Origin of the sequence: Streptomyces humidus, from assembly GCF_014649655.1 — a bacterium.
Lineage (GTDB): Bacteria > Actinomycetota > Actinomycetes > Streptomycetales > Streptomycetaceae > Streptomyces > Streptomyces humidus.
In genome coordinates this window covers 21,426-43,622 of sequence record NZ_BMTL01000034.1, presented here as the reverse complement: position 1 = coordinate 43,622, position 22,197 = coordinate 21,426, and the positions used below count along the sequence as shown (strand labels likewise).

General features: G+C 70.8%; 16 protein-coding genes. 5 read left to right on the top strand and 11 right to left on the bottom strand.

Translation table 11 applies throughout. The features are described 5' to 3' along the window. Positions 1 to 31: 31 nt before the first annotated feature. On the top strand, positions 32 to 1,963 hold the full coding sequence (locus IE239_RS32280; RefSeq protein WP_190152998.1) for a helix-turn-helix domain-containing protein: 1,932 nt from the start codon (positions 32 to 34) through the stop codon (positions 1,961 to 1,963). 295 nt (positions 1,964 to 2,258) lie between these two features. Here the strand turns inward: IE239_RS32280 and IE239_RS32275 are convergent, their stop codons facing one another. The 7 genes from IE239_RS32275 to IE239_RS32245 form a co-directional block, all read right to left on the bottom strand. After that, complete coding sequence (locus IE239_RS32275) at positions 2,259 to 3,653, bottom strand: MFS transporter (RefSeq protein WP_190152997.1); 1,395 nt, start codon at positions 3,651 to 3,653, stop codon at positions 2,259 to 2,261. 222 nt (positions 3,654 to 3,875) lie between these two features. Then, a complete protein-coding gene (locus IE239_RS32270) occupies positions 3,876 to 4,736 on the bottom strand; it encodes a 3-hydroxybutyryl-CoA dehydrogenase (RefSeq protein ID WP_190152996.1) in 861 nt (286 codons plus the stop codon). Between the two features lie 26 nt (positions 4,737 to 4,762). Further along, entirely contained in the window at positions 4,763 to 7,993 is a 3,231-nt protein-coding gene (gene icmF, locus IE239_RS32265; RefSeq protein WP_190152995.1) for a fused isobutyryl-CoA mutase/GTPase IcmF, read from the bottom strand. 83 nt (positions 7,994 to 8,076) lie between these two features. Then, entirely contained in the window at positions 8,077 to 9,051 is a 975-nt protein-coding gene (locus IE239_RS32260) for a PDR/VanB family oxidoreductase (RefSeq protein WP_190152994.1), read from the bottom strand. A 19-nt stretch (positions 9,052 to 9,070) separates the two neighbouring features. Continuing rightward, positions 9,071 to 10,261 (bottom strand): acetyl-CoA C-acyltransferase, encoded by a 1,191-nt coding sequence (locus tag IE239_RS32255; RefSeq protein ID WP_190152993.1) that lies wholly within the window; start codon positions 10,259 to 10,261, stop codon positions 9,071 to 9,073. 30 nt (positions 10,262 to 10,291) lie between these two features. After that, positions 10,292 to 10,897 (bottom strand): histidine phosphatase family protein, encoded by a 606-nt coding sequence (locus IE239_RS32250; protein WP_190152992.1) that lies wholly within the window; start codon positions 10,895 to 10,897, stop codon positions 10,292 to 10,294. A 39-nt stretch (positions 10,898 to 10,936) separates the two neighbouring features. Continuing rightward, positions 10,937 to 12,475 (bottom strand): AMP-binding protein, encoded by a 1,539-nt coding sequence (locus tag IE239_RS32245; RefSeq protein ID WP_190152991.1) that lies wholly within the window; start codon positions 12,473 to 12,475, stop codon positions 10,937 to 10,939. A 193-nt stretch (positions 12,476 to 12,668) separates the two neighbouring features. Between IE239_RS32245 and IE239_RS32240 the strand changes: the two genes are divergently transcribed. The 3 genes from IE239_RS32240 (at position 12,669) to IE239_RS32230 (ending at position 15,540) form a co-directional block, all read left to right on the top strand. Continuing rightward, positions 12,669 to 13,907 carry an acyl-CoA dehydrogenase family protein gene (locus tag IE239_RS32240; protein WP_190152990.1) on the top strand — a complete coding sequence of 413 codons (1,239 nt, stop codon included), beginning with the start codon at positions 12,669 to 12,671 and terminating at the stop codon, positions 13,905 to 13,907. Positions 13,908 to 13,974: 67 nt separating this feature from the next. Continuing rightward, the gene (locus IE239_RS32235; RefSeq protein ID WP_190152989.1) at positions 13,975 to 14,739 is read left to right on the top strand and encodes an SDR family NAD(P)-dependent oxidoreductase; all 765 of its coding nucleotides are present in this window, start codon (positions 13,975 to 13,977) and stop codon (positions 14,737 to 14,739) included. Positions 14,740 to 14,742: 3 nt separating this feature from the next. After that, on the top strand, positions 14,743 to 15,540 hold the full coding sequence (locus IE239_RS32230) for a ThuA domain-containing protein (protein ID WP_190152988.1): 798 nt from the start codon (positions 14,743 to 14,745) through the stop codon (positions 15,538 to 15,540). Positions 15,541 to 15,576: 36 nt separating this feature from the next. Here IE239_RS32230 and IE239_RS32225 read toward each other — a convergent pair whose 3' ends face one another. Genes IE239_RS32225 through IE239_RS32210 form a run of 4 tightly spaced genes read right to left on the bottom strand, consistent with a single transcriptional unit; the run spans position 15,577 to position 20,431 of the window. Next, on the bottom strand, positions 15,577 to 16,620 hold the full coding sequence (locus IE239_RS32225) for an NAD(P)-dependent alcohol dehydrogenase (protein WP_190152987.1): 1,044 nt from the start codon (positions 16,618 to 16,620) through the stop codon (positions 15,577 to 15,579). Positions 16,621 to 16,622: 2 nt separating this feature from the next. Then, positions 16,623 to 17,753 carry an ABC transporter permease gene (locus tag IE239_RS32220; protein WP_190152986.1) on the bottom strand — a complete coding sequence of 377 codons (1,131 nt, stop codon included), beginning with the start codon at positions 17,751 to 17,753 and terminating at the stop codon, positions 16,623 to 16,625. A 27-nt stretch (positions 17,754 to 17,780) separates the two neighbouring features. Then, complete coding sequence (locus tag IE239_RS32215; RefSeq protein ID WP_190152985.1) at positions 17,781 to 19,292, bottom strand: sugar ABC transporter ATP-binding protein; 1,512 nt, start codon at positions 19,290 to 19,292, stop codon at positions 17,781 to 17,783. Continuing rightward, positions 19,289 to 20,431: a sugar ABC transporter substrate-binding protein gene (locus IE239_RS32210; RefSeq protein WP_190152984.1), complete on the bottom strand. Its 1,143-nt coding sequence runs from the start codon at positions 20,429 to 20,431 to the stop codon at positions 19,289 to 19,291. The genes IE239_RS32215 and IE239_RS32210 overlap by 4 nt, the downstream gene beginning before the upstream one ends. A 359-nt stretch (positions 20,432 to 20,790) precedes the next feature. Here IE239_RS32210 and IE239_RS32205 point away from each other — a divergent pair, with 359 nt between their 5' ends. Further along, positions 20,791 to 22,197: an aromatic ring-hydroxylating oxygenase subunit alpha gene (locus tag IE239_RS32205; protein WP_229878466.1), complete on the top strand. Its 1,407-nt coding sequence runs from the start codon at positions 20,791 to 20,793 to the stop codon at positions 22,195 to 22,197.

Below are 22,197 nucleotides of genomic sequence, written 5' to 3'. Positions count from 1 at the left end.
GGCCGGCCGGGCGATGAGGAATCCTGTGCACATGTCCCGCGATCACCTGCACGGCGCCGTCACGGCCCCCGGCGTCACCGCCCACGACGCCGACGCGCCGTTCCTCGAACTGCTCGCCCGCGGCGCGGCCGCCGAGGCCTACGACCGGCCGGTGCTGCTCGCCCGCGCCGAGAGGGCGCCGGACGAACGGATCGCGGCGCTCGAACACGCCCGGCTGCTCGCGCTGCGGGTCCGCGCGGAACTGGAGGGCCGGCGTCGCCGCGAGGCCGAGCTGTCGGCGCTGTTCGAGACGGCCCACGACCTCGCCGGCCTACGCGACGTGGACGCCGTGCTGCAGGCGATCGTGCAACGGGCCCGCTCCCTGCTCGGCACCGACGTGGCCTACCTGAGCCTCAACGACCCCGCCAGGGGCGACACCTACATGCGGGTCACCGAAGGCTCCGTCGCCGCCCGCTTCCAGCAACTGCGCCTCGGGATGGGCGAGGGGCTCGGCGGTCTGGTCGCCCAGACCGCCCGTCCGTACGTCACCGACGACTACTTCCGAGACGACCGCTTCCGGCACACGGCGGCCATCGACGCCGGAGTGCGCGACGAAGGGCTGGTGGCGATCCTCGGAGTGCCCCTGACGCTGGGACCGAACGTCATCGGGGTGCTGTTCGCCGCCGACCGGCGCGCCCGGGTGTTCGAACGGGAACAGATCGCCCTGCTGGGATCCTTCGCGGCGCTCGCCGCGGCCGCCATCGACACCGCCAACCTGCTCACCGAGACCCGTTCGGTCCTGGCCGGTCTGGAGCGCGCCAACGAGATCATCCGGGACCGCAGCGCGGTCATCGAGCGTGCCTCCGACGTCCATGACCGGCTGGCCGAACTGGTGCTGCGCGGTGGCGGGGTCCAGGACGTGGCCGCTGCGGTGTCCCACGTACTCGACGGAGCCGTGGAGTTCACGGACACCGCGCCCGCCGACGCCCTGGAGGCTTCCCGCGGGGAGGGCCACGCCGTACGCCATGGGGACGACTGGGTCGCGGCCGTGACGGCGGGCGGGGAACTGCTGGGCGCCCTGGTGCTGCACGGCCACCCGGGACTCGATCCGGTCGACCAGCTGACGCTGGAACGCGCCGCGATGGTGACCTCCCTGTTGCTGCTGGCCAGACGCTCCGCGGCCGAGGCCGAACACCGTGTGCGCGGCGAACTCCTCGACGACCTGCTCGACGCACGCGACCGCGACCCGCGCCTGCTGCGCGAACGCGCCGCCCGGCTGAGCGCCGACCTCGACGCCACCCACGTCGTGCTCGCCGCCCGGCTCGACGCCGTCGCGCCCGACGCCGGCCACGAGGCGCCCGCCCGCCGCCGCCTGTGGGCCGCCGCCTCCCATCTGGCCGCCACCGGGCACGGCCTTGCGGCGGTCCGCGACGGGGGCACCGTCCTGCTGCTGCCCCTGGAACCCGGTGACAGCGCGACGGAACTGGCCCGCCGTACCGCCCTGCATCTGGGCGGCGCCGTCCACGAGGCGGTCACCGTCGGCGCGTCCGGCCCGGTGCGCGACCTCGCCGGGACGCCGGACGCGGTGGTCGCAGGGTACGAGGAGAGCCGCCGGTGCCTGGACGCGCTGAGACTGCTGGGCCGCCGCGGTGACGGGGCGGCCGCGGAGGACTTCGGCTTCCTGGGACTGCTGCTGGCCGGCGAGCGGGATGTGACGGGCTTCGTGACCCGCACCATAGGCAAGGTCGTCGCCTACGACGAACGGCGTGGCACCGACCTGCTGCACACCCTGGACGCGTACTTCGCCTCCGGCATGAGCCCGGCCCGCACCAAGAACGCACTCCACGTCCATGTGAACACGGTGGCCCAGCGTCTGGAGCGGGTCGGCCGCCTCCTGGGCGACGACTGGCAGAGCCCGGCCCGCGCGCTGGAGATCCAGCTGGCCCTTCGGCTGAACCGGTTGGCGGATCCGCCCCGGCACTGACCGCCTGCGGAGGCGACCGCGACAAGGGAACGAGCAGACGCGCTCCCGCCCCTGCGCGGCGTCCGCCCCTCCGTAGTTCCCCTCCCGGGAGTTCCCGCCCCTGCCCCTCTGCCCCCTGCCCCTCCCGGTCCGCTCGCTGCCCCTGCACGCTGAAGTCGCGTACGGGGGCAGGAGGAAGGGCGCAAGGGCGGGATCGGAGGCGGGGAGGGAAGGGGGGAGAAGAGGAGGGGAGAGAAGAAGGGAGGGAAGAGGGGAGCGTGGAGCAGGCGCACGCCGGACGAGGGGCCGTTCGGTGTCAGACGGTGCGCGCGTCCGCGGCGGGAGCCGGCTCGGCCTCCCGGTCCGTGGCGGGTTCGACGTCGGCCAGGTCGCGGTGCCGGGTCTCCTGGGCGACTCCCACGGCAAGGACCGTCAACAGCGCCGCGGCGATCACGTACAGGGCGATCGGAGTGGAACTGCCGTAGTCGGCGAGCAGGGCGGTGGCGATGAGCGGAGCCGGCGCGCCCGCCGCGACCGAGGCGAACTGGGCGCCGATGGAGGCCCCGGAATAGCGCATCCGGGTCGCGAACATCTCGGAGAAGAACGCGGCCTGGGGCGCGTACATCGCCCCGTGCAGCACCAGGCCCACGGTCACGGCGAGCACGAGGCCCCCGAATTCGCCGGTGTCGACGAGAGAGAAGAAGGGGAACATCCAGAGCCCGATGCCGACCGCCCCGAGCAGGTACACGGGCCGCCGCCCGATCCTGTCGGACAGCGCACCCCACGCGGGGATCACCGCGAAGTGCACGGCGGACGCGACGAGCACGGCGTTGAGCGCGGTCTGCCTGGAGACGCCGGCCGAGGTGGTCGCGTACACGAGGATGAACGCGGTGATGACGTAGTAGGAGATGTTCTCCGCCATGCGCGCGCCCATCGCGACCAGTACGTCTCGCCAGTGGTGCCGCAGCACGGACACCAGCGGCAGCTGCTCGGAGTCGGCCGTCCGCGCCGTCCTGCGGGCCTCGGCCCGCGCCAGTGCCTGCCGGAAGACGGGTGATTCGTCGACGGACAGCCGGATCCACAGGCCGACGACCACGAGCACCCCGGACAGCAGGAACGGGATCCGCCAGCCCCACGACGCGAACGCGGAGTCCGAGAGCAGGGCGGTGAGCAGGGAGAGCACGCCGGTGGCGAGCAACTGCCCGGCGGGCGCGCCGGTCTGGGGCCACGAAGCCCAGAATCCCCGCCGCCGCGCGTCTCCGTGCTCGGACACCAGCAGAACGGCTCCGCCCCACTCGCCGCCGAGCGCGAAGCCCTGGACCAGCCGCAGCGTGGTCAGCAGTACCGGCGCGGCGGTTCCGACGGTCGCATGGGTGGGCAGCAGCCCGATGGCGAAGGTCGCCCCGCCCATCAACAGCAGGCTCAGGACCAGGAGTTTCTTCCGCCCGAGCCGGTCCCCGTAGTGCCCGAAGACAAGCGCCCCGAGCGGCCGCGCGGCGAACCCGACGGCGTAGGTCAGGAACGACAGGAGCGTGCCGACGAGCGGATCGGAGTCCGGAAAGAACAGCTTGTTGAAGACGAGGGCGGCGGCGGAGCCGTAGAGGAAGAAGTCGTACCACTCGATGGTGGTGCCGATGAGGCTGGCGGCGACGATGCGCTTGAGACTGGCGGGGGTGCCGGGCGTCGGTGGAGCGGATGCTGCGGAGGCCATGTGCGCCACTTCCTCGTGTGCGATGGGGACGGGTACGTGTCGGCACACCGTAGGAAGAGGCAGGTCAGGCGGACATGTGGTGGGACTACATAGTTCGGGGGTGGAGTGTGCGTGCGCCCCCTATGCCTCCACTTCGAAGTCCGAGTGAGGAGTCTTGAACCCATCACATAGCGTCACGACGGTACTGGGCAGACCTGGGCTTTGTGGGCGGCCGGCCTTTGTTCAGGCGTCGTACGCGTAGAAGCCGCGGCCGTTCTTACGGCCGAGGTGGCCTGCGGCGACCATGCGGCGCAGCAGTGCCGGCGGGGCGTACAGCGGTTCCTTGAACTCCTCGTACATCGACTCGGCGACGGCTTGGGCGGTGTCCAGACCGATCAGGTCGAGCAGGCGGAGCGGGCCCATGGGGTGGGCGCAGCCGAGTTCCATGCCTTGGTCGATGTCCTGGGGCCGGGCGCCGCCGGACTCCACCATCCGGACCGCGCTGAGCAGGTAGGGCACGAGGAGGGCGTTGACGACGAAGCCGGAGCGGTCGGGTGCCTGGATGGGCTGCTTGCCGAGTTGCGTGGCCAGGTCGCGGGTGCGCTGCACGGTGTCCGGGCTGGTGGTGAGGGCGGGAACGAGCTCGACCAACCTCTGCACTGGAACGGGGTTGAAGAAGTGCATGCCGATGACCTGGCCGGGCCGCTCGGTGGCGACGGCGAGATCGACGACGGGGATGGAGGAGGTGTTGGTGGCCAGGATCGCCGAGGAGTCTTCGACCGCCTTGTCCAGGGTGCGCAGGACGTCGGTCTTGATCTCGCGGTTCTCGGCGACGGCCTCGACGACGAATTGACGGTCGGACAGGTCACTGAGGTCGTGGGTGAACGAGAGCCGGGCGCGGGCCTGGTCGCGCTGTTCCTCGGTGATCTTGCCGCGCTGCACGCCTCGGTCGAGGGAGGCGGTGACTCGACGGCGGCCTGCCTCGACGGCGTCGGGGGTGGCTTCGGCGACACGGACGTCGAGGCCGCCCAGGGCGGCGACTTCGGCGATGCCGGAGCCCATGAGGCCGCAGCCGACGACGCCGAGACGGGTGACGGAGTCCATGTGATGTCCAATCCGGTCAGTGGTGGTCAGACGTTGCGGCGGTATTGGCCGCCGACCTCGAAGAAGGCGTCGGTGATCTGCTGCAGCGAGCAGACGCGGGCGGCGTCCATGAGGACGGCGAAGACGTTGTCGCCGCCCACCGCCGCGTCCTTGAGGGCAGCCAGGGCGGCGTGGGCCGGCTCCTGGTGTCGGGCCTGGAAGTCCTGTACGCGCGCCAGTTGGGAGTGCTTCTCCTCCTCGGTGGCGCGGGCGAGTTCGATGACGCCGGGCTCGGCGAAGCCGGCGTGGGGGGTGCGGAAAGTGTTGACGCCGATGAGGGGCAGGGTGCCGTCGTGCTTGCGCTGTTCGTAGAGCATCGACTCGTCCTGGATGCGGCCGCGCTGGTAGCCGGTCTCCATCGCGCCGAGCACACCGCCGCGCTCGCTGATCCGCTCGAACTCCTCCAGGACGGCTTCCTCGACCAGGTCGGTGAGTTCGTCGATGATGAACGAGCCCTGGAGGGGGTTCTCGTTCATGGCCAGGCCCCATTCCCGGTTGATGATCAACTGGATGGCCAGGGCACGGCGGACGGACTCCTCAGTGGGGGTGGTGACGGCCTCGTCGTAGGCGTTGGTGTGCAGGCTGTTGCAGTTGTCGTAGATCGCGATGAGCGCCTGCAGGGTGGTGCGGATGTCGTTGAAGTCCATCTCCTGGGCGTGCAGCGAGCGGCCCGAGGTCTGGACGTGGTACTTCAGCTTCTGACTGCGCTCGCCCGCGCCGTACTTCTCCTTCATCGCGACCGCCCAGATACGGCGGGCCACGCGGCCGAGGACGGAGTACTCGGGGTCCATGCCGTTGGAGAAGAAGAAAGACAGGTTCGGGGCGAATGCGTCGATGTGCATGCCCCGGGCGAGGTAGGCCTCGACGTAGGTGAAGCCGTTGGCCAGGGTGAAGGCGAGCTGGCTGATGGGGTTCGCGCCGGCTTCGGCGATGTGGTAGCCGGAGATGGACACCGAGTAGAAGTTGCGGACCTTCTGTTCGATGAACCACTCTTGGATGTCGGCCATCATCCGCAAGGAGAACTCGGTCGAGAACAGGCAGGTGTTCTGGCCCTGATCCTCCTTGAGGATGTCGGCCTGGACTGTGCCGCGCACGTTCGCCAGCGCGTCCGCCCGCAGCTCGGCCGTCTCCTCGGGCGACGGTTCGCGGCCCTCGGTGGCCCGGAAGCGGTCGAGTCGCTGGTCGACGGCGGTGTTGAGGAAGAAGGCCAGGATGGTCGGCGCGGGCCCGTTGATCGTCATCGACACCGACGTCGTCGGGGCGACCAGGTCGAAGCCGTCATAGAGCGCCTTCATGTCCTCCAGCGTGGCCACCGAGACGCCGGAGGTGCCGACCTTGCCGTAGATGTCGGGGCGTTCGTCGGGGTCGCGGCCGTAGAGGGTGACGGAGTCGAAGGCGGTGGACAGGCGGGTGGCGGGCTGGCCCTCGGAGAGCAGCTTGAAGCGGCGGTTGGTGCGGAACGGGTCGCCCTCGCCGGCGAACATCCGCGCCGGGTCCTCACCGTCACGCTTGAAGGGGAACACCCCGGCGGTGAAGGGGAAGCGGCCGGGCAGGTTCTCCCCGCGCCAGAACCGCACCAGCTCCCCGTGATCCGTGAATCGGGGCAGGGCGACGCGGGGGATCCTGTTGCCGGAGAGCGACTCGCGGGTCAGCTTGGTGCGGATCTCCTTGTCACGGACCTTCACGACCTGCTCGTCGCCGGAGTACGACGCCACCACGGCGGGCCAGTTCTCGATCTGCTCGCTGATGTCGTGCGGCAACTGCCTGCGGGCCTTGTCGAGCAGCGACTGCACGTTCTCGGCGTCGGAGCCGGCCTCGACGAGCTCGCCCCGGACCGCGCCCAGGCGCTGCACCCGCCGTGCCGCCTCGGCCAGTTGGGCGGTCTCGCCGTGGTAGGCGCGAACGGTGTCGGTGATCTCGGCGAGGTAGCGCACCCGGTCCGCGGGAACCACCTGCCGGATGCCGGAGGAGTGGCGAATGCCGACCGGTGCCAGCGTGCCTTCGGACAGCGGCAGTCCCTTCTCGGCCAGGGCGGTCTTCAGATGCTGATGCAGCGCGGTGACCCCGTCGTCGTTGAAGGTGGCCGCCGAGGTGCCGTACAGCGGCATGTCCTCGGGCCGCATGCCGAACACCTCGCGATTACGGACCAGTTGGCGGCCCACGTCGCGCAGCGCGTCCTTGGCGCCGCGCCGCTCGAACTTGTTGATCGCCACCACGTCGGCGAAGTCGAGCATGTCGATCTTCTCCAGCTGCGAGGCGGCACCGAACTCCGGCGTCATCACGTACAGCGAGGTGTCGACGAACGGCACGATCGCCGCGTCGCCCTGGCCGATGCCCGGCGTCTCCACGATCACCAGGTCGAAGCCGGCGGCCTTGACCACGTCGATCACGTCGGACAGATGCTCGGGCAGCTCGCGGCTGCCTCGGGTGGCCAGGCTGCGGAAGAAGACCCGGCTGCCGTCCAGGGAGTTCATCCGGATCCGGTCACCGAGCAGGGCGCCACCGCCGCGGCGACGGGTCGGGTCGACCGCGATCACTGCGATCCGCAGCTTGTCCTGCTGGTCGACACGGAACCGGCGCACCAACTCGTCGGTCAGCGAGGACTTCCCCGAACCACCGGTGCCGGTGATGCCGAGCACCGGAACCGAGCCGGCGGCAGCCGTGGCACGCAGCTGTGCGAGGAACTCCGGGGGCAATTTGCCGAGTTCCGCACCGGTGACGGCGCGGGCGATCGCGAACCGGTCACCGGCCAGTACGGCGGCCGCGTCGGCCGGCTTGCCGTCCCAGAGGTCGAAGTCGCAGTCCCGCACCACCGAGTTGACCATCCCGGCCAGGCCCATCCGCTGGCCGTCCTCCGGGGAGAAGATGATCACCCCGCTGTTGCGCAGCCGGGCTATCTCGTCGGGAACGATGACGCCCCCTCCGCCGCCCACCACGCGGATGTGGCCGGCGCCCTGCGCACGCAGCGACTCGACCAGGTACTCGAAGTACTCGACGTGCCCGCCCTGGTAGGACGAGACGGCCACGCCGTGCGCGTCCTCCTCCAGCGCCGCGTCCACGACCTCCCGCACCGAGCGGTTGTGGCCCAGGTGGATCACCTCGGCACCCTGGGACTGGAAGATCCGCCGCATGATGTTGATCGACGCGTCGTGCCCGTCGAACAGAGCTGAAGCGGTGACCAGGCGAACAGGGTGCACGGGCCGGTGCAGATCGCTCATGAGGGCCTTCCCGGACGGAGCGGGGGTATTGCTGACGCCAGAGATACTAGGACGTCCTAGTAAATTGCTGGAGGTGATCGCCGTCACAGGTCGAGGACCAGGCGAGGCCCGCACGAGCGGGAGACACAGATGAGCATGGTGTCGCCGGCGGCCCGCTCGTCCTCGTTCAGCAGCGAGTCGCGATGGTCGGGTTTGCCGTCCAGTACGTCCGTCTCACAGGTGCCGCACGTGCCTTCCCGGCACGAGAAGTCCACCGCGACGCCTGCCTCCTCGACGGTTTCGAGTACCGAGCGGTCCGACGGCACGGTGAGGGTGAGCCCGGAACGAGCGAGCTCCAGCTCGAAGGCCTCGGCCGGGCCGGACCCGTTTGGCTGCGCCGGGGCGAACCGCTCGACGCCCAGCGTGCCGGGGGGCCAGCCCGCGCACTGCTCCTGCACCGCCAGCAGCAGGGGTTCGGGCCCGCAGGCGTGCACCAGGGTGCCCTCCTCGGGTACGCCGAGGTGGGCGGCGAGGTCAAGCAGGCCGTACTCGTCCTGCGGACGGATGAGCACGCGGTCCCCGTGCGGGGCGAGGCGGTCGAGGAACGCCATGGAAGTGCGGGTGCGGCCGCCGTACAGCAGAAGCCAGTCGTCTCCCGCGGCCTCGGCGGCCTCGACCATGGGAAGTATGGGTGTGATGCCGACGCCGCCGGCGATGAACAGATGGCGTGCGGCGGGCCGCAACGGGAAGTTGTTCCGCGGTCCGCGGACCCGCACGGTGGTGCCTTCGCGCAGATGGTCGTGGACGTACGCGGAACCGCCCCGGCCCCGCGGCTCGCGCAGCACGGCGATCTGCCAGGCCGCACGCTCGGCCGGCCGGCCGCACAGGGAGTACTGACGGATCAGGCCTCCCTCTCCACCGTCGTCGCCGTCCAGGAGTACGTCGATGTGGGCGCCCGGCGTCCAGGCGGGAAGCACACCGCCGTCGGGACGGCGCAGGGTGAGGGAGACGACGCCGTCGGCGGCGGGGGTGCGGGTCGTCACGGTGAGGGTCGTCCAGGCGGGCAGTTGGTCGTTCATGGTGGGTCAGCTCCGGGGTTCAGGCCTGCGTCGGCACATGAAGCAGCAGCGCGTCGCCCTGGCCGCCGCCCCCGCACAGGGCCGCTGCTCCGCTGCCGCCTCCGCGCCGTCGCAGTTCGGTCGCGAGGGTCAGCACCAGCCGGGCTCCGGTCATGCCGACCGGGTGCCCGAGCGCGATCGCGCCGCCGTTGACGTTCACCTTGTCCAGGGGGATGTCCAGCTCCCGTACGGAAGCCAGGGCCACCGAGGCGAACGCCTCGTTGATCTCGAGCAGGTCCAGATCGGCGCACTTCAGCCGGCCGTACCGGGACAGGGCGTCGCGGACCGCGCCGGCCGGCTGGACGAGCAGTGAGGGGTCGGGGCCCGCGACCGTGCCATAGGCGCCGATCTCGGCGAGCGGGGTCAGGCCCTCCCGGCGGGCGAGCTCCGCGCTCATCACGACGACGGCTGCGGCGCCGTCGGAGAGCTGTGACGAGTTGCCCGCGGTGATGGTGCCCGCGCCGGAGAAGGCCGGCTTGAGCCGGCCCAGGCTCTCTGCGGTGCTCCCCGGCCGTACCCCCTCGTCGGTGTCGACCACTGTCTCGCCCCGGCGTCCGGCCACGGTGACGGGGATGATCTCCTCGCGCAGCGCACCCGACTCCTGCGCCTGGGCGGCCCGTTGATGGGACAGCGCGCTGTACTCGTCCTGCTCCTCGCGCGTCAGGGCGTACGGCTGCTGATGGCGCTCGGTGGCCGCACCCATGGACTCGTCGTCGAAGGCGCAGACGAGGGCGTCACGGTCGAGGGCGTCCTCCACCGCGGTCGAGCCGTACTTCCACCCGGTGCGTGATCCGCGCAGCAGGTGCGGGGCGCCCGACATGGACTCCATGCCACCGGCGACGACCACCTCGTGCCGGCCGGAGGCGATCATGAGGTCGGCCAGGGCGATGGCGTGCAGACCGGACAGGCAGAGCTTGTTGACGGTGCTCGCGGGGACGGAGAACGGAATGCCGGCGCGGATCGCGGCCTGCCGTGCCGGGTTGGGGCCGGCCCCGGCCTGCACGACATGGCCCATGACGACGGCTTCCACGGCTGCCGGGTCCAGGTGCACGGCGGCCAGCGCCGCGCCGATGGCATGGGCGCCGAGGTCGACGGCGGACACCGTGCTCAGGGCGCCCATGAGTCTGCCGATGGGCGTCCTTGCTCCGGCGACGATGACGGATCCGGGCATGGCCGGGACCTCCTGGGGAGTGGGACGGGGTCAGGCGGCCGCGTCGACGGCACGTCGGGCGATCATGTGGGCCGTTTCGTTCACCGAGTGCAGAACGATCCGGCCGCCGGGCATGCGCCGCACCCGGCTGACGGACGTGTAGCCGGGATGGAACCAGAACATCGTCGGCAGGCCGAGCACCGTCGCCAGGTAGGTGTTGGTGATCCCGCCGTGGCACACGACCGCGACCCGCCCGCCGGGATGGGCGTCGAAAATGGTGTCCATGGCCCGTACGGCTCGCGCACGGAAGGCGTCCCAGTCCAGATCGGGCACGAAGTCCTCGTAGCGTCCCTCGGCGAGTGCCGCCCCGCGGGGGTCCTCCGCGCCGATCTGCTCCGGTGGCATGTAGGGGTGGGAGACGTCGGTGTCCCACTCGCGCAGGTCGTCGAGGACGGTGGCGGTCATGCCGGTGAGCCGTTCCAGGGGAGCCACCGTCTCGCGGGCACGCAGGAACGGGCTGGTGTACATGGCGTCGACGTCCTCGTGCACGAGCCAGGCGGCGAGACGCTCCGCCTGGGCGCTGCCCTCCGGCGACAGCCCGGGGTCGAACACGCCCGCCAGGGGGAGGCCGTGCCGGACGAGGAGGAGTTCGGTCATGGGTGATCCTTCGTACGCGTGAGGGACAGGCGGGTCGGCTCAGCCGGCGATGGTCCGTTCCGAGCTCCAATAGGGGCGCCGCATCGCACGCTTGTCGAGCTTGCCCATCGCGTTGCGCAGCAGCTCGGGGACGAACTCGTACGACTTCGGGCACTTGTAGGCGGCGAGGCGGTCGCGGCAGAACCGGTCCAGGTCCTCGGTCGGCGGCTCGTCGGCCGCGGCCACGACCAGCGCCCGCAGCGACTCGCCGAGGTCCGGGTCGGGCACGCCGATGACGGCGATCTCGGCGACCGCCGGGTGCTGCCGAAGGACCGCCTCGCTCTCGGCCGGGTACAGGTTCACGCCGCCGGAGACCACGACGTCCGCGGCCCGGTCGGTGATGAAGATGTAGCCGTTCGCGTCGACGTAGCCGATGTCGCCGAGCGTGAAGACGCCGGGGGAGAGATAGGCGGACCTGGTCTTGTCCGGATCTGCGTGGTAGCGGACGCCCTGGTCCTCCGGGGCCCGGAAGGCCAGCAGTCCTTGTTCGCCGGGCGGCAGTTGCCGCCCGGCGTCGTCGGTGACCAGGACCTCGAACGGGGGCCGGACACGCCCGACCGAGCCCGGGTGCGCCAGCCACTCGGTGCTGTTGATGCGGGCGACGGTTCCCGCTTCGCTGGCGCCGTACGACTCCGTCAGCACCGGGCCGAACCACTCGATCATGGCTCGCTTCACGTCCGGCGGGCACGCGGAGCCGGTGTGCGAGACCTGCCGCAGGCTGGAGACGTCGTAGCGGCCGCGGACCTCTTCCGGGAGGGCGAGCAGCCGTTGGAAGTGGGTGGGCACCATCACCGTCGAGGAGACCCGCCACCTGTGCACACGGCTGAGGAACGTCTCCGCGTCGTACCTGCCGAGGACGATGACCGGCTGACCGGCCGTCAGATGCCGCAGCGAGGTCAGCGGCGCGTTGTGCTGCAGCGGGCCGCACACCAGGTGCGGTCCCGGCGGGAATCCCGGCCGGGCGGCCATCGCGGCGAGGTAGGCGGAGCTGTCGGCGACCGGGCCGCTCACCCAGCGCACCTCGGTGCCCCGCGCCCGTCCGGTGGTTCCCGAGGTGTAGACGAGCGGAGGCCGGGCGGGCCGGTCCGCCGGGACGGTGCGCCCGGCGGGCGCGGCCGCGAGCCACGCGTCCCAGGCGAAGGCGTGCCCGACCGCCGGGGTTCCGTGCATCACGACCGGAAGGCCCAGTTCCCGGGCCGCGTCGAGGGCGGCACCGGCGCCCACCGGTCCGGCGATGATTCCGGTCACGCCCGCGTCGATGATCTGGTCGACGAGTTCGCCCGACGTGAGATTCCGGGATGTGGCCACGGTCCCCACTCCGGCACGCAGGCCCGCCAGATGGGCCACCAGCGTTGGGGTCGCGTTGTCGCCCAGGACTGCGACCCGGTCGTCGGGGCCGGGCGCGAGCTCCAGCAGCCGTGCCGTCGCCCGCGCCACCTGGTCGGCGAGGCCCGACCAGGACAGCACGCCCAGGTCGTCCGCCAGGGCGGGCTCGTCGGGTGTCTCCTGGGCGCGACGGTCGAGTGGCAGCAGCGACATGGCTCCTCCGGCGGCTCCTGGGCCTCTCCCGATTCGCAGGGAGAGGAGATGCTGAGACTGTAGCGTTTATCAAGAAAGTACGGAACACTCTGGTTCCAGGTGGAGTCATTTCCCCAAGTTTGAGAGGTGGGGGCGGTGTACTCCCGATCATTGTTACTCAAACTGCCGTCTGGTAAGTATTCGAGGAGGAGCCATGTCCCAGCCCGATCCGGACGCATGGCGCACACAGGTCCGGCAGTGGCTGGCCGGCGTGCTCGAACCGGCGCGGACGCCGCAGTCCGCCACAGAGGCGGCCGACCTCGCCGTGTTCCACAACCTCTCGGAGGACGAGGAACGCCTGCTCCTGGAGCGCTGCCGCGTCTACCAGCGCGCCCGTTTCGACGCCGGGTACCAGGCACTGACCCTCCCCGAGGACAAGGGCGGCGCGGGCCTGACCGCCGCCCATGCGGCGGCCTTCGCCGAGGAGGAGTCGGCCTTCGAGGTGCCGCCGTCGACCGAGCTGATCAGCGTCACGGTGCGCCTTGTCGGCATGGCGGTCTCCCTGTTCGGGACGGCCGAGCAGCGTGACACGTACGCGCGCGAGTTCCTGCGCACCGACCTGCTGGCCTGTCAGCTCTTCAGCGAACCCGGTGCCGGATCCGACCTCGCGGCCCTGCGCACCCGTGCCCGCCAGGAAGGCGACGAGTGGGTGATCGACGGTCAGAAGGTGTGGACCTCGGGCGCCCAGTTCGCCGACCACGGTCTGCTGCTCGCCCGCACCGACCCGGACGTGGTCAAACAGGCCGGCATCACCGCCTTCCTGGTCCCGATGGACGCCACCGGCGTGGAGGTGCGCCCCATCCGTCAGATGAGCGGCGGCGCCTCCTTCAACGAGGTCTTCCTCAGCGGCGTCCGTGTTCCGGACCGGCTGCGGATCGGGCGACCGGGCCAGGGATGGGAGGTCGCCACCGCCACCCTCGCCTTCGAGCGGACCGCCTCCGGCGGCGGCAACCGCCGCAAGGGCGGCACGTTCGCGGACGTCCTCGCACTCGCCCGCTCCCTCGGCCGCACCGAAGACCCGCTGGTCCGCCAGCGCCTCGCCGACCTGTACGTGCGCGCCGCCCTGCGCGCGGCCACCGTGGACCGCGTCGCCAGGACGAGCGCCGCCGGCGGCCGGCCGGGCCCGGAGGCGTCGCTGACCAAACTCATGGCCTCCGACCTGCTCACCCGCACAGGACAGGTCGCGGCAGAGCTGATGGGCGCGCGGATCAGCGCCGACACCGGGGAGGCGGGCACCTTCGCCTGGGCGCAACACCTGCTCGGCGCCCCCGGCTACCGGCTGGCCGGAGGCACCGACCAGATCCAGCGCAACCTGATCGGTGAACGCGTGCTGAAGCTGCCGCCGGAGCCGCGGGTCGACCGGATGCCGTTCTCGCAGCTTCCCGGCAACTGAGGCACCGGGATCTTTTCGGCAGTCGCATTCGGCAGTCGCATTCGGCAATCACAAAGGAGTGACATCGATGGATCTGGGACTGACAGGCGCGAAGGCGCTGGTGACCGGCGCGAGCCGGGGCATCGGCCGGGCGATCGCCACCACCTTGGCGGCCGAGGGCTGTGCCCTGGCGCTGTGCGCCCGGGGCGAAGAAGGACTGGCCAAGACCGCCGCCGAACTGCGCGGCGAGGGCGCCACGGTGTTCGTGGAGCCGGTCGACGTCACCGACCCGGCCTCGCTCGCGGCCTTCGTGCAGCGCGCGGCCGGTGAACTCGGCGGCCTGGACCTGCTGGTGTCCAACGTGTCGGCGGGCAACGTGAAGGGCCCCGAGTCCTGGGAGGCCAGCCTGCGCGGCGACCTGATCCCGTTCGCGGGACTCGTCGAGGCGGCCCTTCCGTACCTGGAGGCCTCCGACCGGGCCGCCGTCGTCGCCATCGGCACCACGAACGCCTCCGACACCGCGCGCCCGGCCGGAGCGAACTCGTACTCCGCGCTCAAGGCAGCCGTGGTCCAGCACGCCTCGGCCCTCGCGCACGCCCTCGCGCCGAAGGGCATCCGCGTCAACACCGTCTCGCCCGGCCCGATCGACTTCCCCGGCGGCGCCTGGGAGACCATCCGCGCCAGCCGCCCGGAGGTGTACGAGGAGGTGCTCGCCAAGCTTCCGATCGGCCGTTACGGCACCGCGGAGGACGTGGCAGCGGCGGTGGCGTTCCTGCTCGGGCGGACCGGCTCCTTCTGCGTCGGGGTCAACCTCGTGGTGGACGGCGGGCTGCTCACCCGCGTCCAGTACTGAGCCGTGGCGGGCCCGGCCGGCCGCCTGGACGCCGTGTTGGTCTGCGGCGGCCGCTGGCACGACTTCGACTACGCGCGGCTCCGGCTGCTGGAGCTGCTCGGTGAACATCCACAGGTGCGCACGAGCGTGTATCAGGACTACGACTGCGTGGCCGCGCTCGAGAAGGCCGACCTGCTGGTCACCTACACCTGTGACGTCCGGCCCCGCCCGGCACAGCGGGCCGCGCTGGCACGGTTCGTCGAGCGGGGCGGGCGCTGGCTCGCCCTGCACGGCACCAACTCGGTGATCGAGCCGTCGGCGAGTGACGGACCGCGGGTGTTCACGACCCCGCGGCTCCTGGGGGAACTGGCGCCGGTGCTCGGCAGCCAGTTCCTGGCCCATCCGCCGATCGAGCCGTACGAGGTTCGGGTGACCCGGCCCGAGCATCCGCTGGTCGCCGGGGTCGGCCCGTTCACGGTCACCGACGAGCTGTATGTGTGCGAGTTGCACGGGGAGTTGGAGGTGTTGCTGCACGCCGAGTACACGGGACCGTGCCGCGGTTTCGCGGAGGGCGACACGGCGGCCCTCGACGCCGCGCCCCGGCCGGTGCTGTATCTCAAGCGGCACGGCCTCGGTGAGGTCTGCTACTTCACCCTCGGGCACTGCAGGGGCCGTTACGACGTACAGGACCTGGGCGTGGACGACACCGGCCGGGTGGATCGTGGGCCGTGGGAAACGCCGGAGTTCATGACGGTGCTGCGGCGGTGTGTGGCGCGGACGGTGAGTGGGCGAAACCCGGCAGAGGAGCGGGCCGGCACCTGAGCGGGGCTCGGGCGCCGGCCCTGCACGGGTCGCGGCTCAACCGTGCGGCAGTACTACCGCGCGGCCGTTGATGTCGCCGGCGTGCAGACGCTCGTAGGCCGTCGGCGCCTCGTCGAGTGTGAAGGTCTCGACGTGGGAGGAGACCAGCCCCTGTCGCGCCAGCTCGACGACCTCCATGAGTTCCGGGCGAGTGCCCCAGTAGGGGAACGAGGCGGCGACCTCGAACGGCAGCCCGCCGCCGAAGCCGACCGCCAGGGTGCCGCCGCCGATGCCGACGATCGTCACGTCGCCCGCCACCGCCACCGATGCCGCGGCCACCGCGAGCGTCGCCTCTGCTCCCACGAAGTCCAGCACCACGTCCGCTCCCGTCCCGCCGGTGAGCTCCCGCACCCGTGCGGCCGCCGCGCCGTCGGAGAGGAGCGTCTCGTGGGCGCCGACGGTGCGTGCCAGCTCGAGCTTCTCCTTGCTCACGTCCAGGGCGACCACCCTGGCCGGTGTCAGAGCGCGGAGCAGCTGTACGGCGAGGTGACCCAGGCCGCCGACCCCGATCACCACCGCCGTGCTGCCCGGGACCAGTTTGGGCAGTGACCTCCTGATCGCGTGATAGGGCGTCAGCCCCGCGTCGGTGAGCGGGGCGGCCTGAACCGGGTCCAGTCCGTTCAGCGGCATCAGGTGGCGGGGCGAGTCCACCAGCATGTACTCGGCGAGCGCACCGGGGTAGCCGAGTCCCGGCGGCAGGATGCCGAGCCCGGCAGCACGCGGGCAGCAGTTCTCCTTGCCCTGGGCGCAGTTGCGGCAGTGCCCGCAGCCCCACGGGCCGTACACCGCCACGTCGTCGCCTTCCGCCACTGCGGTGACACCGCTGCCCACGGCCGCGACCGTGCCGACACCCTCGTGGCCGAGCGTCATCGGCAGCGGGTAGGGGAACTGCTCTTCGGGCCAGCCCATGACCGCGAGGTCGGAGTGGCACAGCCCCGCCGCCGTCACCTTCAACAGCACCTGGCCCGGGCCCGGTCCGGGCACGGGAACGTCGACGACCTCGGGGGCGTGTCCCACCCTCCGGTATTGCACAGCCTTCATTGTCAGGTCTCCTTGCCGGTGACAGGCGGGGTGCCGCTCTCCGCGGGAGTCCCGGCGCCGGCAGTCGAGGGGATTCCCTTGCGGCGGCGCAGCACGGCAGGCAGGGCGATCCGGCCACCCGTGAGGACCAGCGCCACGATGAGGACCGAGCCGGTGAACAGGCTCGCGGCCCACTGCGCGCTGGTGGCGAGCCCGAGTCCGGTGATGCCCGTGCCGAGCAGGAGGACCGCGAGCACCGTGCCCCAGGCGTTGAAGCGGCCCGCGCGCAACTGGGTCGCCCCGACGAAGGCGGCGGCGTAGGCCGACAGCAGATACGGGGTGCCCGCGGTCGGTGAGCCTGATCCGACCGAGGACGCGAAGACGATGCCGGCGAAACCGGAGAGCAGCGCGGAGGCCACCAGGGTCAGAAAGCGCAGCCGGTCGGTGCGCACGCCCTGCAGTCGGGCCGCGTCGGCGTTGAAGCCGGTCGCGTACAACCGGCGCCCGGTGGCGGTGTGTTCCAGCAGGAACCAGATGGCGAGCGCGGCGAGCAGCAAGTACAGCACCGGCAGGGTGATGCCGTCCGCGTCCAGCTGGGCGATGCTCGCGAACGGTGTGGCGAGCAGCTGCACACCGGTGATGGAGCTGTCGTTGGTGACCATGGTGATCAGTGACTGGATCAGCGCGCCGGTGGCCAGGGTGGCGATGAACGAGTCGACGCGCAGGACCACCACCACGATCCCGTTGACGACTCCGATCAGCAGTGCGGCGGCCATCGCCAGGGTGATCGCCGCGCCGGGACCGAGCCCGGCGGAGACCAGGAAGCGCGCGGTCAGCACGCTGGTGAGCGACATGGTGTAGGCGACCGAGAGGTCGAAGACGCGTGCGGCCAGTGGCGGTACGACGCTGAGTGCCACCAGGCCGGCCACGGCGTTGCCGTTCAGTACCTGCTTGACCGTGATGATGGTCGGGAACGTGTCCGGCGCCCACACGGAGAAGAGCACGACGATGACCAGCCACACGTATACGGCGCCGATGTTCCGGAACGACAGGGCGGCCACCGCCCGCCGGCCCAGTGCGCCGGGGACGAACACCGCGGACCTGTGCGGTGCGGACGGCGGTAGCTCCGCCGCCCGGGTCGGTGTGGATGTCATGTCAGAGGGTCCCTTCCAAGACTCATGTCACTCGGTTCCTTCCATGGCGTGCACGAGCGCGGGCTCGGTGATGTCCCGGCCACTGATCTCCCGTGCGATCCGGCCGTCGCGCACCACCAGGACACGGGTGCACAGCGCGAGCAGGTCCTGCGTGTCGGAGGAGCACACGATGACGCCCATGCCCTCGTCTGCCTGACGCTCTATCAGGTCGTACAGCTGCAGACGGGTTGCGACGTCCACGCCCGCCGTGGGTTCGCACAGAGCCAGCACCGGCGGCCGCTGTGCCAGACAGCGGGCCATGACGACCTTCTGCTGGTTGCCGCCGCTCAGGGTGGTGATCCGCGCCCCTGGTCCGGCCGTGCGCACCCCGACCCGCCTGATCCAGTCCTCCGCCAGGGCGGACTCGCGACGCCGGTGCAGTCGCCCGGCCCGGGCGCGCAGTCGGTGCAGGAGCGGGAGGGTGAGGTTCTCGCCGACCGAGAAGTCGCCGATCACCCCCTCGCCCGCCCGGTCCGCCGGGACCAGGGGAAGGCCCAGGGCGCCGGCGTCACGCGCCTCGGTCCACCGCTCGGAGCGTTCCGGCAGCCGCAGCCTGCCGCTCACCGGCCCGGCATGGGCCCCGCACGCGACGTACGGCACGACCTCGTGGCCGGAGCCGACCAGACCGGTGATGCCCAGACGCTCGCCCCTGGCCAGGTCGAGGTCGACTCCCCGCAAGGGGCCGGCCCACAGGTCACGGACCTCCAGCACGGGGTCGGCGGCACCGGCGGAGGGCGCCGGGCGGTGGTCGGTCTCCGTCTCCTCGCCCGCCATCAGTTCCGCCAGCGAGCGCGGAGTGAGCTCGGCGACCCGGCGTGTGGCGATCCGGCGTCCGCCGCGGATGACGGTGACCCGGTCGGCGAGCGCGAAGATCTCGTCCATCCGGTGCGAGACGTACAGGACGCTCGCACCGGCGTCGCGGAGCTCCCGCACGATGTCGAAGAGGCGGGCCACCTCGCCGGGCGGCAGCACGGCGGTGGGCTCGTCGAGCACCAGGACACCGCGGCCGCCCTCCCAGCCCTGCAGCGCGGCGGCGATGGCCACCACCGCGCGCTGCACGGGGGTCGCCGTCACCAGGGGACGGCGTACGTCGATGCCGAGACCGAACCGTTCGACGAGGGCGGTCGTCCGTCTCTCCATCTCCGGCCAGCGGATGTTGCCGAACGCCGTGCGGGCGAAGCCGTGACTGAGCGCCAGGTTGTCGATGGCGCTCAACTCGCCCACCAGCCCCAGCTCCTGGTGGACGAAGCGGAGCCGGTCGTGGCGGGAGGCTGTGACATGGCCGAGGTCGAAGGGCTCACCGTCGAGTTCGGCCACCGCACCCGGCTCCGCGTGGTGGAAGCCGGCGAGGATCTTGATGAGGGTGGACTTGCCGGAGCCGTTGGGCCCGATGAGGGCATGGATCTCGCCGGACGCGACCTCGAGATCCACGTCCCTCAGTGCCTGGGTGCCGCCGAATCGCTTCGACAGGGCGGCCACCCGCAGTGCCGGCCCGGTCAACTCAGGCCCCAGAGCGCCTTGAACTGCTTCTGGTAGCTCTCGACGATCGGGAAGTCGCCGTCGACGGAAGGCAGGTTGTCCTTGGTGACGAGCATGTTGGGCAGCGCCGCCTTCTGGTCCACGGCCATGGACTGGCCGGTGAAGTGCCGGGCCAGCGCGTCGACCTGGAGCCAGGCCGTCTCATGGGAGTTCAGTGCCATCGCGCCGTCGGTGAGACCGCTCTGGATGTACTGGTAGTTCTGCGCGTCACCGACGTTGACCACGATGTGCCTGCCGGTGAGGCCGGCCGTCTTCAGCGCGGAGGGCACGCCCACGTTGAGCAGGCCCAGGGAGAAGACCACATGGGTCACCTTCGGGTGTGAGCGGAGATACGACACCACGCGGTCCGGCATGTCCTTGCCCACCGCGGTGATCGGGACGTCGACGTTGTCCAGCGCGCAACCGGCGCACCACTCCTTGTAGTTGGCCGCGAAGGAGTCCTTGACGGGCTTGAGGATCGTGTACGCCGGCAGATCGAAGTACACGGTGTTCGCCTGGGCGCCGCTGTTCGACACCACCCACGAGGCGAGCATCCGGCCCTGGACGCCGACGTCCTTCGGCCCGTTCTTCAGCAGGGAGATGCCGTCGCCCACCACGTCGTCGGCGTTCGACTGGATGACGGGGATACCGGCCGCCGTCAGTTGTGCCAGCTGCTTGGCGTAGACGGCACGGGGGAAACCGGAGGCGACGACGGCGTCCGGCTTGTCGCGTACGGCCTGTTCGTAGGCGGCCTGGACGGACTCCGGCGTGCCCTGGGTGGCGATCTGCTTCACCTTCCAGCCGAGTTGTCCCGCGGCGCCGGTGAAGAAGTCGGCGAGGTCCTTGCAGGACTGGACGCCGCACAGGATGAAGTCGATCTGCTTTCCCTTGGGAATCTTCTTGCCGACCGGCTGGGTGACGGAGATCGCGGCGGGGCGCTGCGCATACGTCTTCAGAGCCGCGCGGGCCGCCGTCAGGCCGGGCGATCCGGGCGCCGCCGCCTGCGAGGAGTCGGCGGCCGGGGTCGTGCCGCTGCCGCACGCCGTCAGGGTGAGCAGGGCGGTGACAGGAACGATCGCGGTGAGGGCGCGGCGGACCGCGCGACCGGGTCTGGAACTCATCGTTGAGTACTCCCGTGGTGTGGCGCACGCAAGAGGTGCTGGGGGATGCAGGGCTGCGTCGATCGCCGGAGTGGGGCACGGCGGGGGCCACCGGGGTGAGAGCCCCGGGGCGCTGGGGCCGGGACGGGTGGAAGACCGTTCCGGAGCGGAGAAACTTATGAGGCACTACAGCCTCAAGTGGGTCGGAGTGTGACATGCCCCGGCGTGCTTGGGGAGAGGGTCGCCGCGAGAAAATCCAGGATCTGAAGCTGATTCCTTGATGACCTCGGGAAATACGGGCGCGTTCACCGTCGCGAGTGTTGCTCCGGACCGCAACCGGTAACTACACTCACTCTAAAGTTTCTGCCGGAGGAGAGATGATGGACGAAACATCGGAGCTGGGCACGGCGCGGTGCCCCGGGCCCAGCGTCCAGGAATACCTCGACCAGGACAGCCGCCCTGTTCCCCCCGCCCTGAGGTACGAGCGGAACGACCACCTCGGCAGCGAGGACATCGACACCTCCCGCTTCACCTCCCGTGAATGGGCCGAACGCGAGATGCGGCAGGTGTGGCGCCGTGTCTGGCAGTTCGCCTGCCTGGAGAGCGAGATTCCCGAGGTCGGCGACCACGAGGTCTACGAGATCGGCGACGACTCGCTCATCGTCGTGCGTACGGCCCCCGACGAGATCCGCGCCTTCGTCAACGTCTGCCTGCACCGCGGACGCAAACTGCGCACCGGCGGCGGCAATGTCAGCGAGTTCCGCTGCTCGTTCCACGGCTTCGCTTGGAATCTCGACGGCACGATGCAGACCCCGCCCTGTGCCTGGGACTTCCCACACGTCACCCCGGAGAAGTTCGCCCTCCCCGAGGCCCGGGTGGCCACCTGGCGCGGCTTCGTCTTCATCAACATGGACCCGTACGCGGAGTCATTCGACTCCTACCGCGGCACCTTCGACGACTACTACATCTGGCCACTGGAGAACCGCTACAAGTCGCTGCACATCGCCAAGGTGCTGCCCTGCAACTGGAAGATCGCACAGGACGCCTTCATCGAGTCCTTCCATGTGATCGCCACCCACCCGCAGATGCTGCCGTGGCTAGCCGACGCCAACTCCCAGTACGACGTCATGGCGGACCAGCCGAACTGGAACCGGATGATCAACATCCAGGGCGCGCCCAGCCCGCACGTGGCGGAGTCCGTCACGGAGGAGGACGTCCTCGAAACGTTCTACGACTCGCGTGCGTTCTACGCCGCGGCCCAGGGCCGTGACCTGGTGATGCAGGAGGGCGATGAAATGCCGGCGATCCCGCCGGGCGGCACCGCCCGCCAGGTCCTCGCCGAGCGGATGCGTGCGCAACTGGCGGCCACCTCGCAGCAGGACTTCTCGCAGACGGCCGACACCGAACTGCTGGACGCCATCAACTACTTGCTGTTCCCCAACTTCAACCCCTGGGGTGGCGCCAAGTCCAACATCATCTACCGGTTCCGGCCCAACGGCCTGGACCCGGACTCCTGCACCGCGGAGATCATCTTCATGTCCTCCCCGAAGCAGCCCGGCGAGATGCCGCCCCCGGTGAAGATCCGCTGGGTGCCGGAGGACATGCTCTTCGCCGACATCCCCGAACTCGGCGTGCTCGGCCCCGTCTTCGACCAGGACTGCGAAAACCTCCCCTACGTCCAGCAGGGCCTCAAGGCGATGCGCAAGCCGGGCATCACCCTGGCCAACTACCAGGAGAGCCGCATCCGCCACTTCAACCGGACGCTCGACCAGTGGATGGACCAGTGA

Bases quoted from the DNA above. Each gene is read 5' to 3' on its own strand.
- IE239_RS32280 (WP_190152998.1), top strand. From the start codon at position 32: ATGTCCCGCGATCACCTGCACGGCGCCGTCACGGCCCCCGGCGTCACC.
- IE239_RS32275 (WP_190152997.1), bottom strand. From the start codon at position 3,653: ATGGCCTCCGCAGCATCCGCTCCACCGACGCCCGGCACCCCCGCCAGT.
- IE239_RS32270 (WP_190152996.1), bottom strand. From the start codon at position 4,736: ATGGACTCCGTCACCCGTCTCGGCGTCGTCGGCTGCGGCCTCATGGGC.
- icmF (WP_190152995.1), bottom strand. From the start codon at position 7,993: ATGAGCGATCTGCACCGGCCCGTGCACCCTGTTCGCCTGGTCACCGCT.
- IE239_RS32260 (WP_190152994.1), bottom strand. From the start codon at position 9,051: ATGAACGACCAACTGCCCGCCTGGACGACCCTCACCGTGACGACCCGC.
- IE239_RS32255 (WP_190152993.1), bottom strand. From the start codon at position 10,261: ATGCCCGGATCCGTCATCGTCGCCGGAGCAAGGACGCCCATCGGCAGA.
- IE239_RS32250 (WP_190152992.1), bottom strand. From the start codon at position 10,897: ATGACCGAACTCCTCCTCGTCCGGCACGGCCTCCCCCTGGCGGGCGTG.
- IE239_RS32245 (WP_190152991.1), bottom strand. From the start codon at position 12,475: ATGTCGCTGCTGCCACTCGACCGTCGCGCCCAGGAGACACCCGACGAG.
- IE239_RS32240 (WP_190152990.1), top strand. From the start codon at position 12,669: ATGTCCCAGCCCGATCCGGACGCATGGCGCACACAGGTCCGGCAGTGG.
- IE239_RS32235 (WP_190152989.1), top strand. From the start codon at position 13,975: ATGGATCTGGGACTGACAGGCGCGAAGGCGCTGGTGACCGGCGCGAGC.
- IE239_RS32225 (WP_190152987.1), bottom strand. From the start codon at position 16,620: ATGAAGGCTGTGCAATACCGGAGGGTGGGACACGCCCCCGAGGTCGTC.
- IE239_RS32220 (WP_190152986.1), bottom strand. From the start codon at position 17,753: ATGACATCCACACCGACCCGGGCGGCGGAGCTACCGCCGTCCGCACCG.
- IE239_RS32210 (WP_190152984.1), bottom strand. From the start codon at position 20,431: ATGAGTTCCAGACCCGGTCGCGCGGTCCGCCGCGCCCTCACCGCGATC.
- IE239_RS32205 (WP_229878466.1), top strand. From the start codon at position 20,791: ATGGACGAAACATCGGAGCTGGGCACGGCGCGGTGCCCCGGGCCCAGC.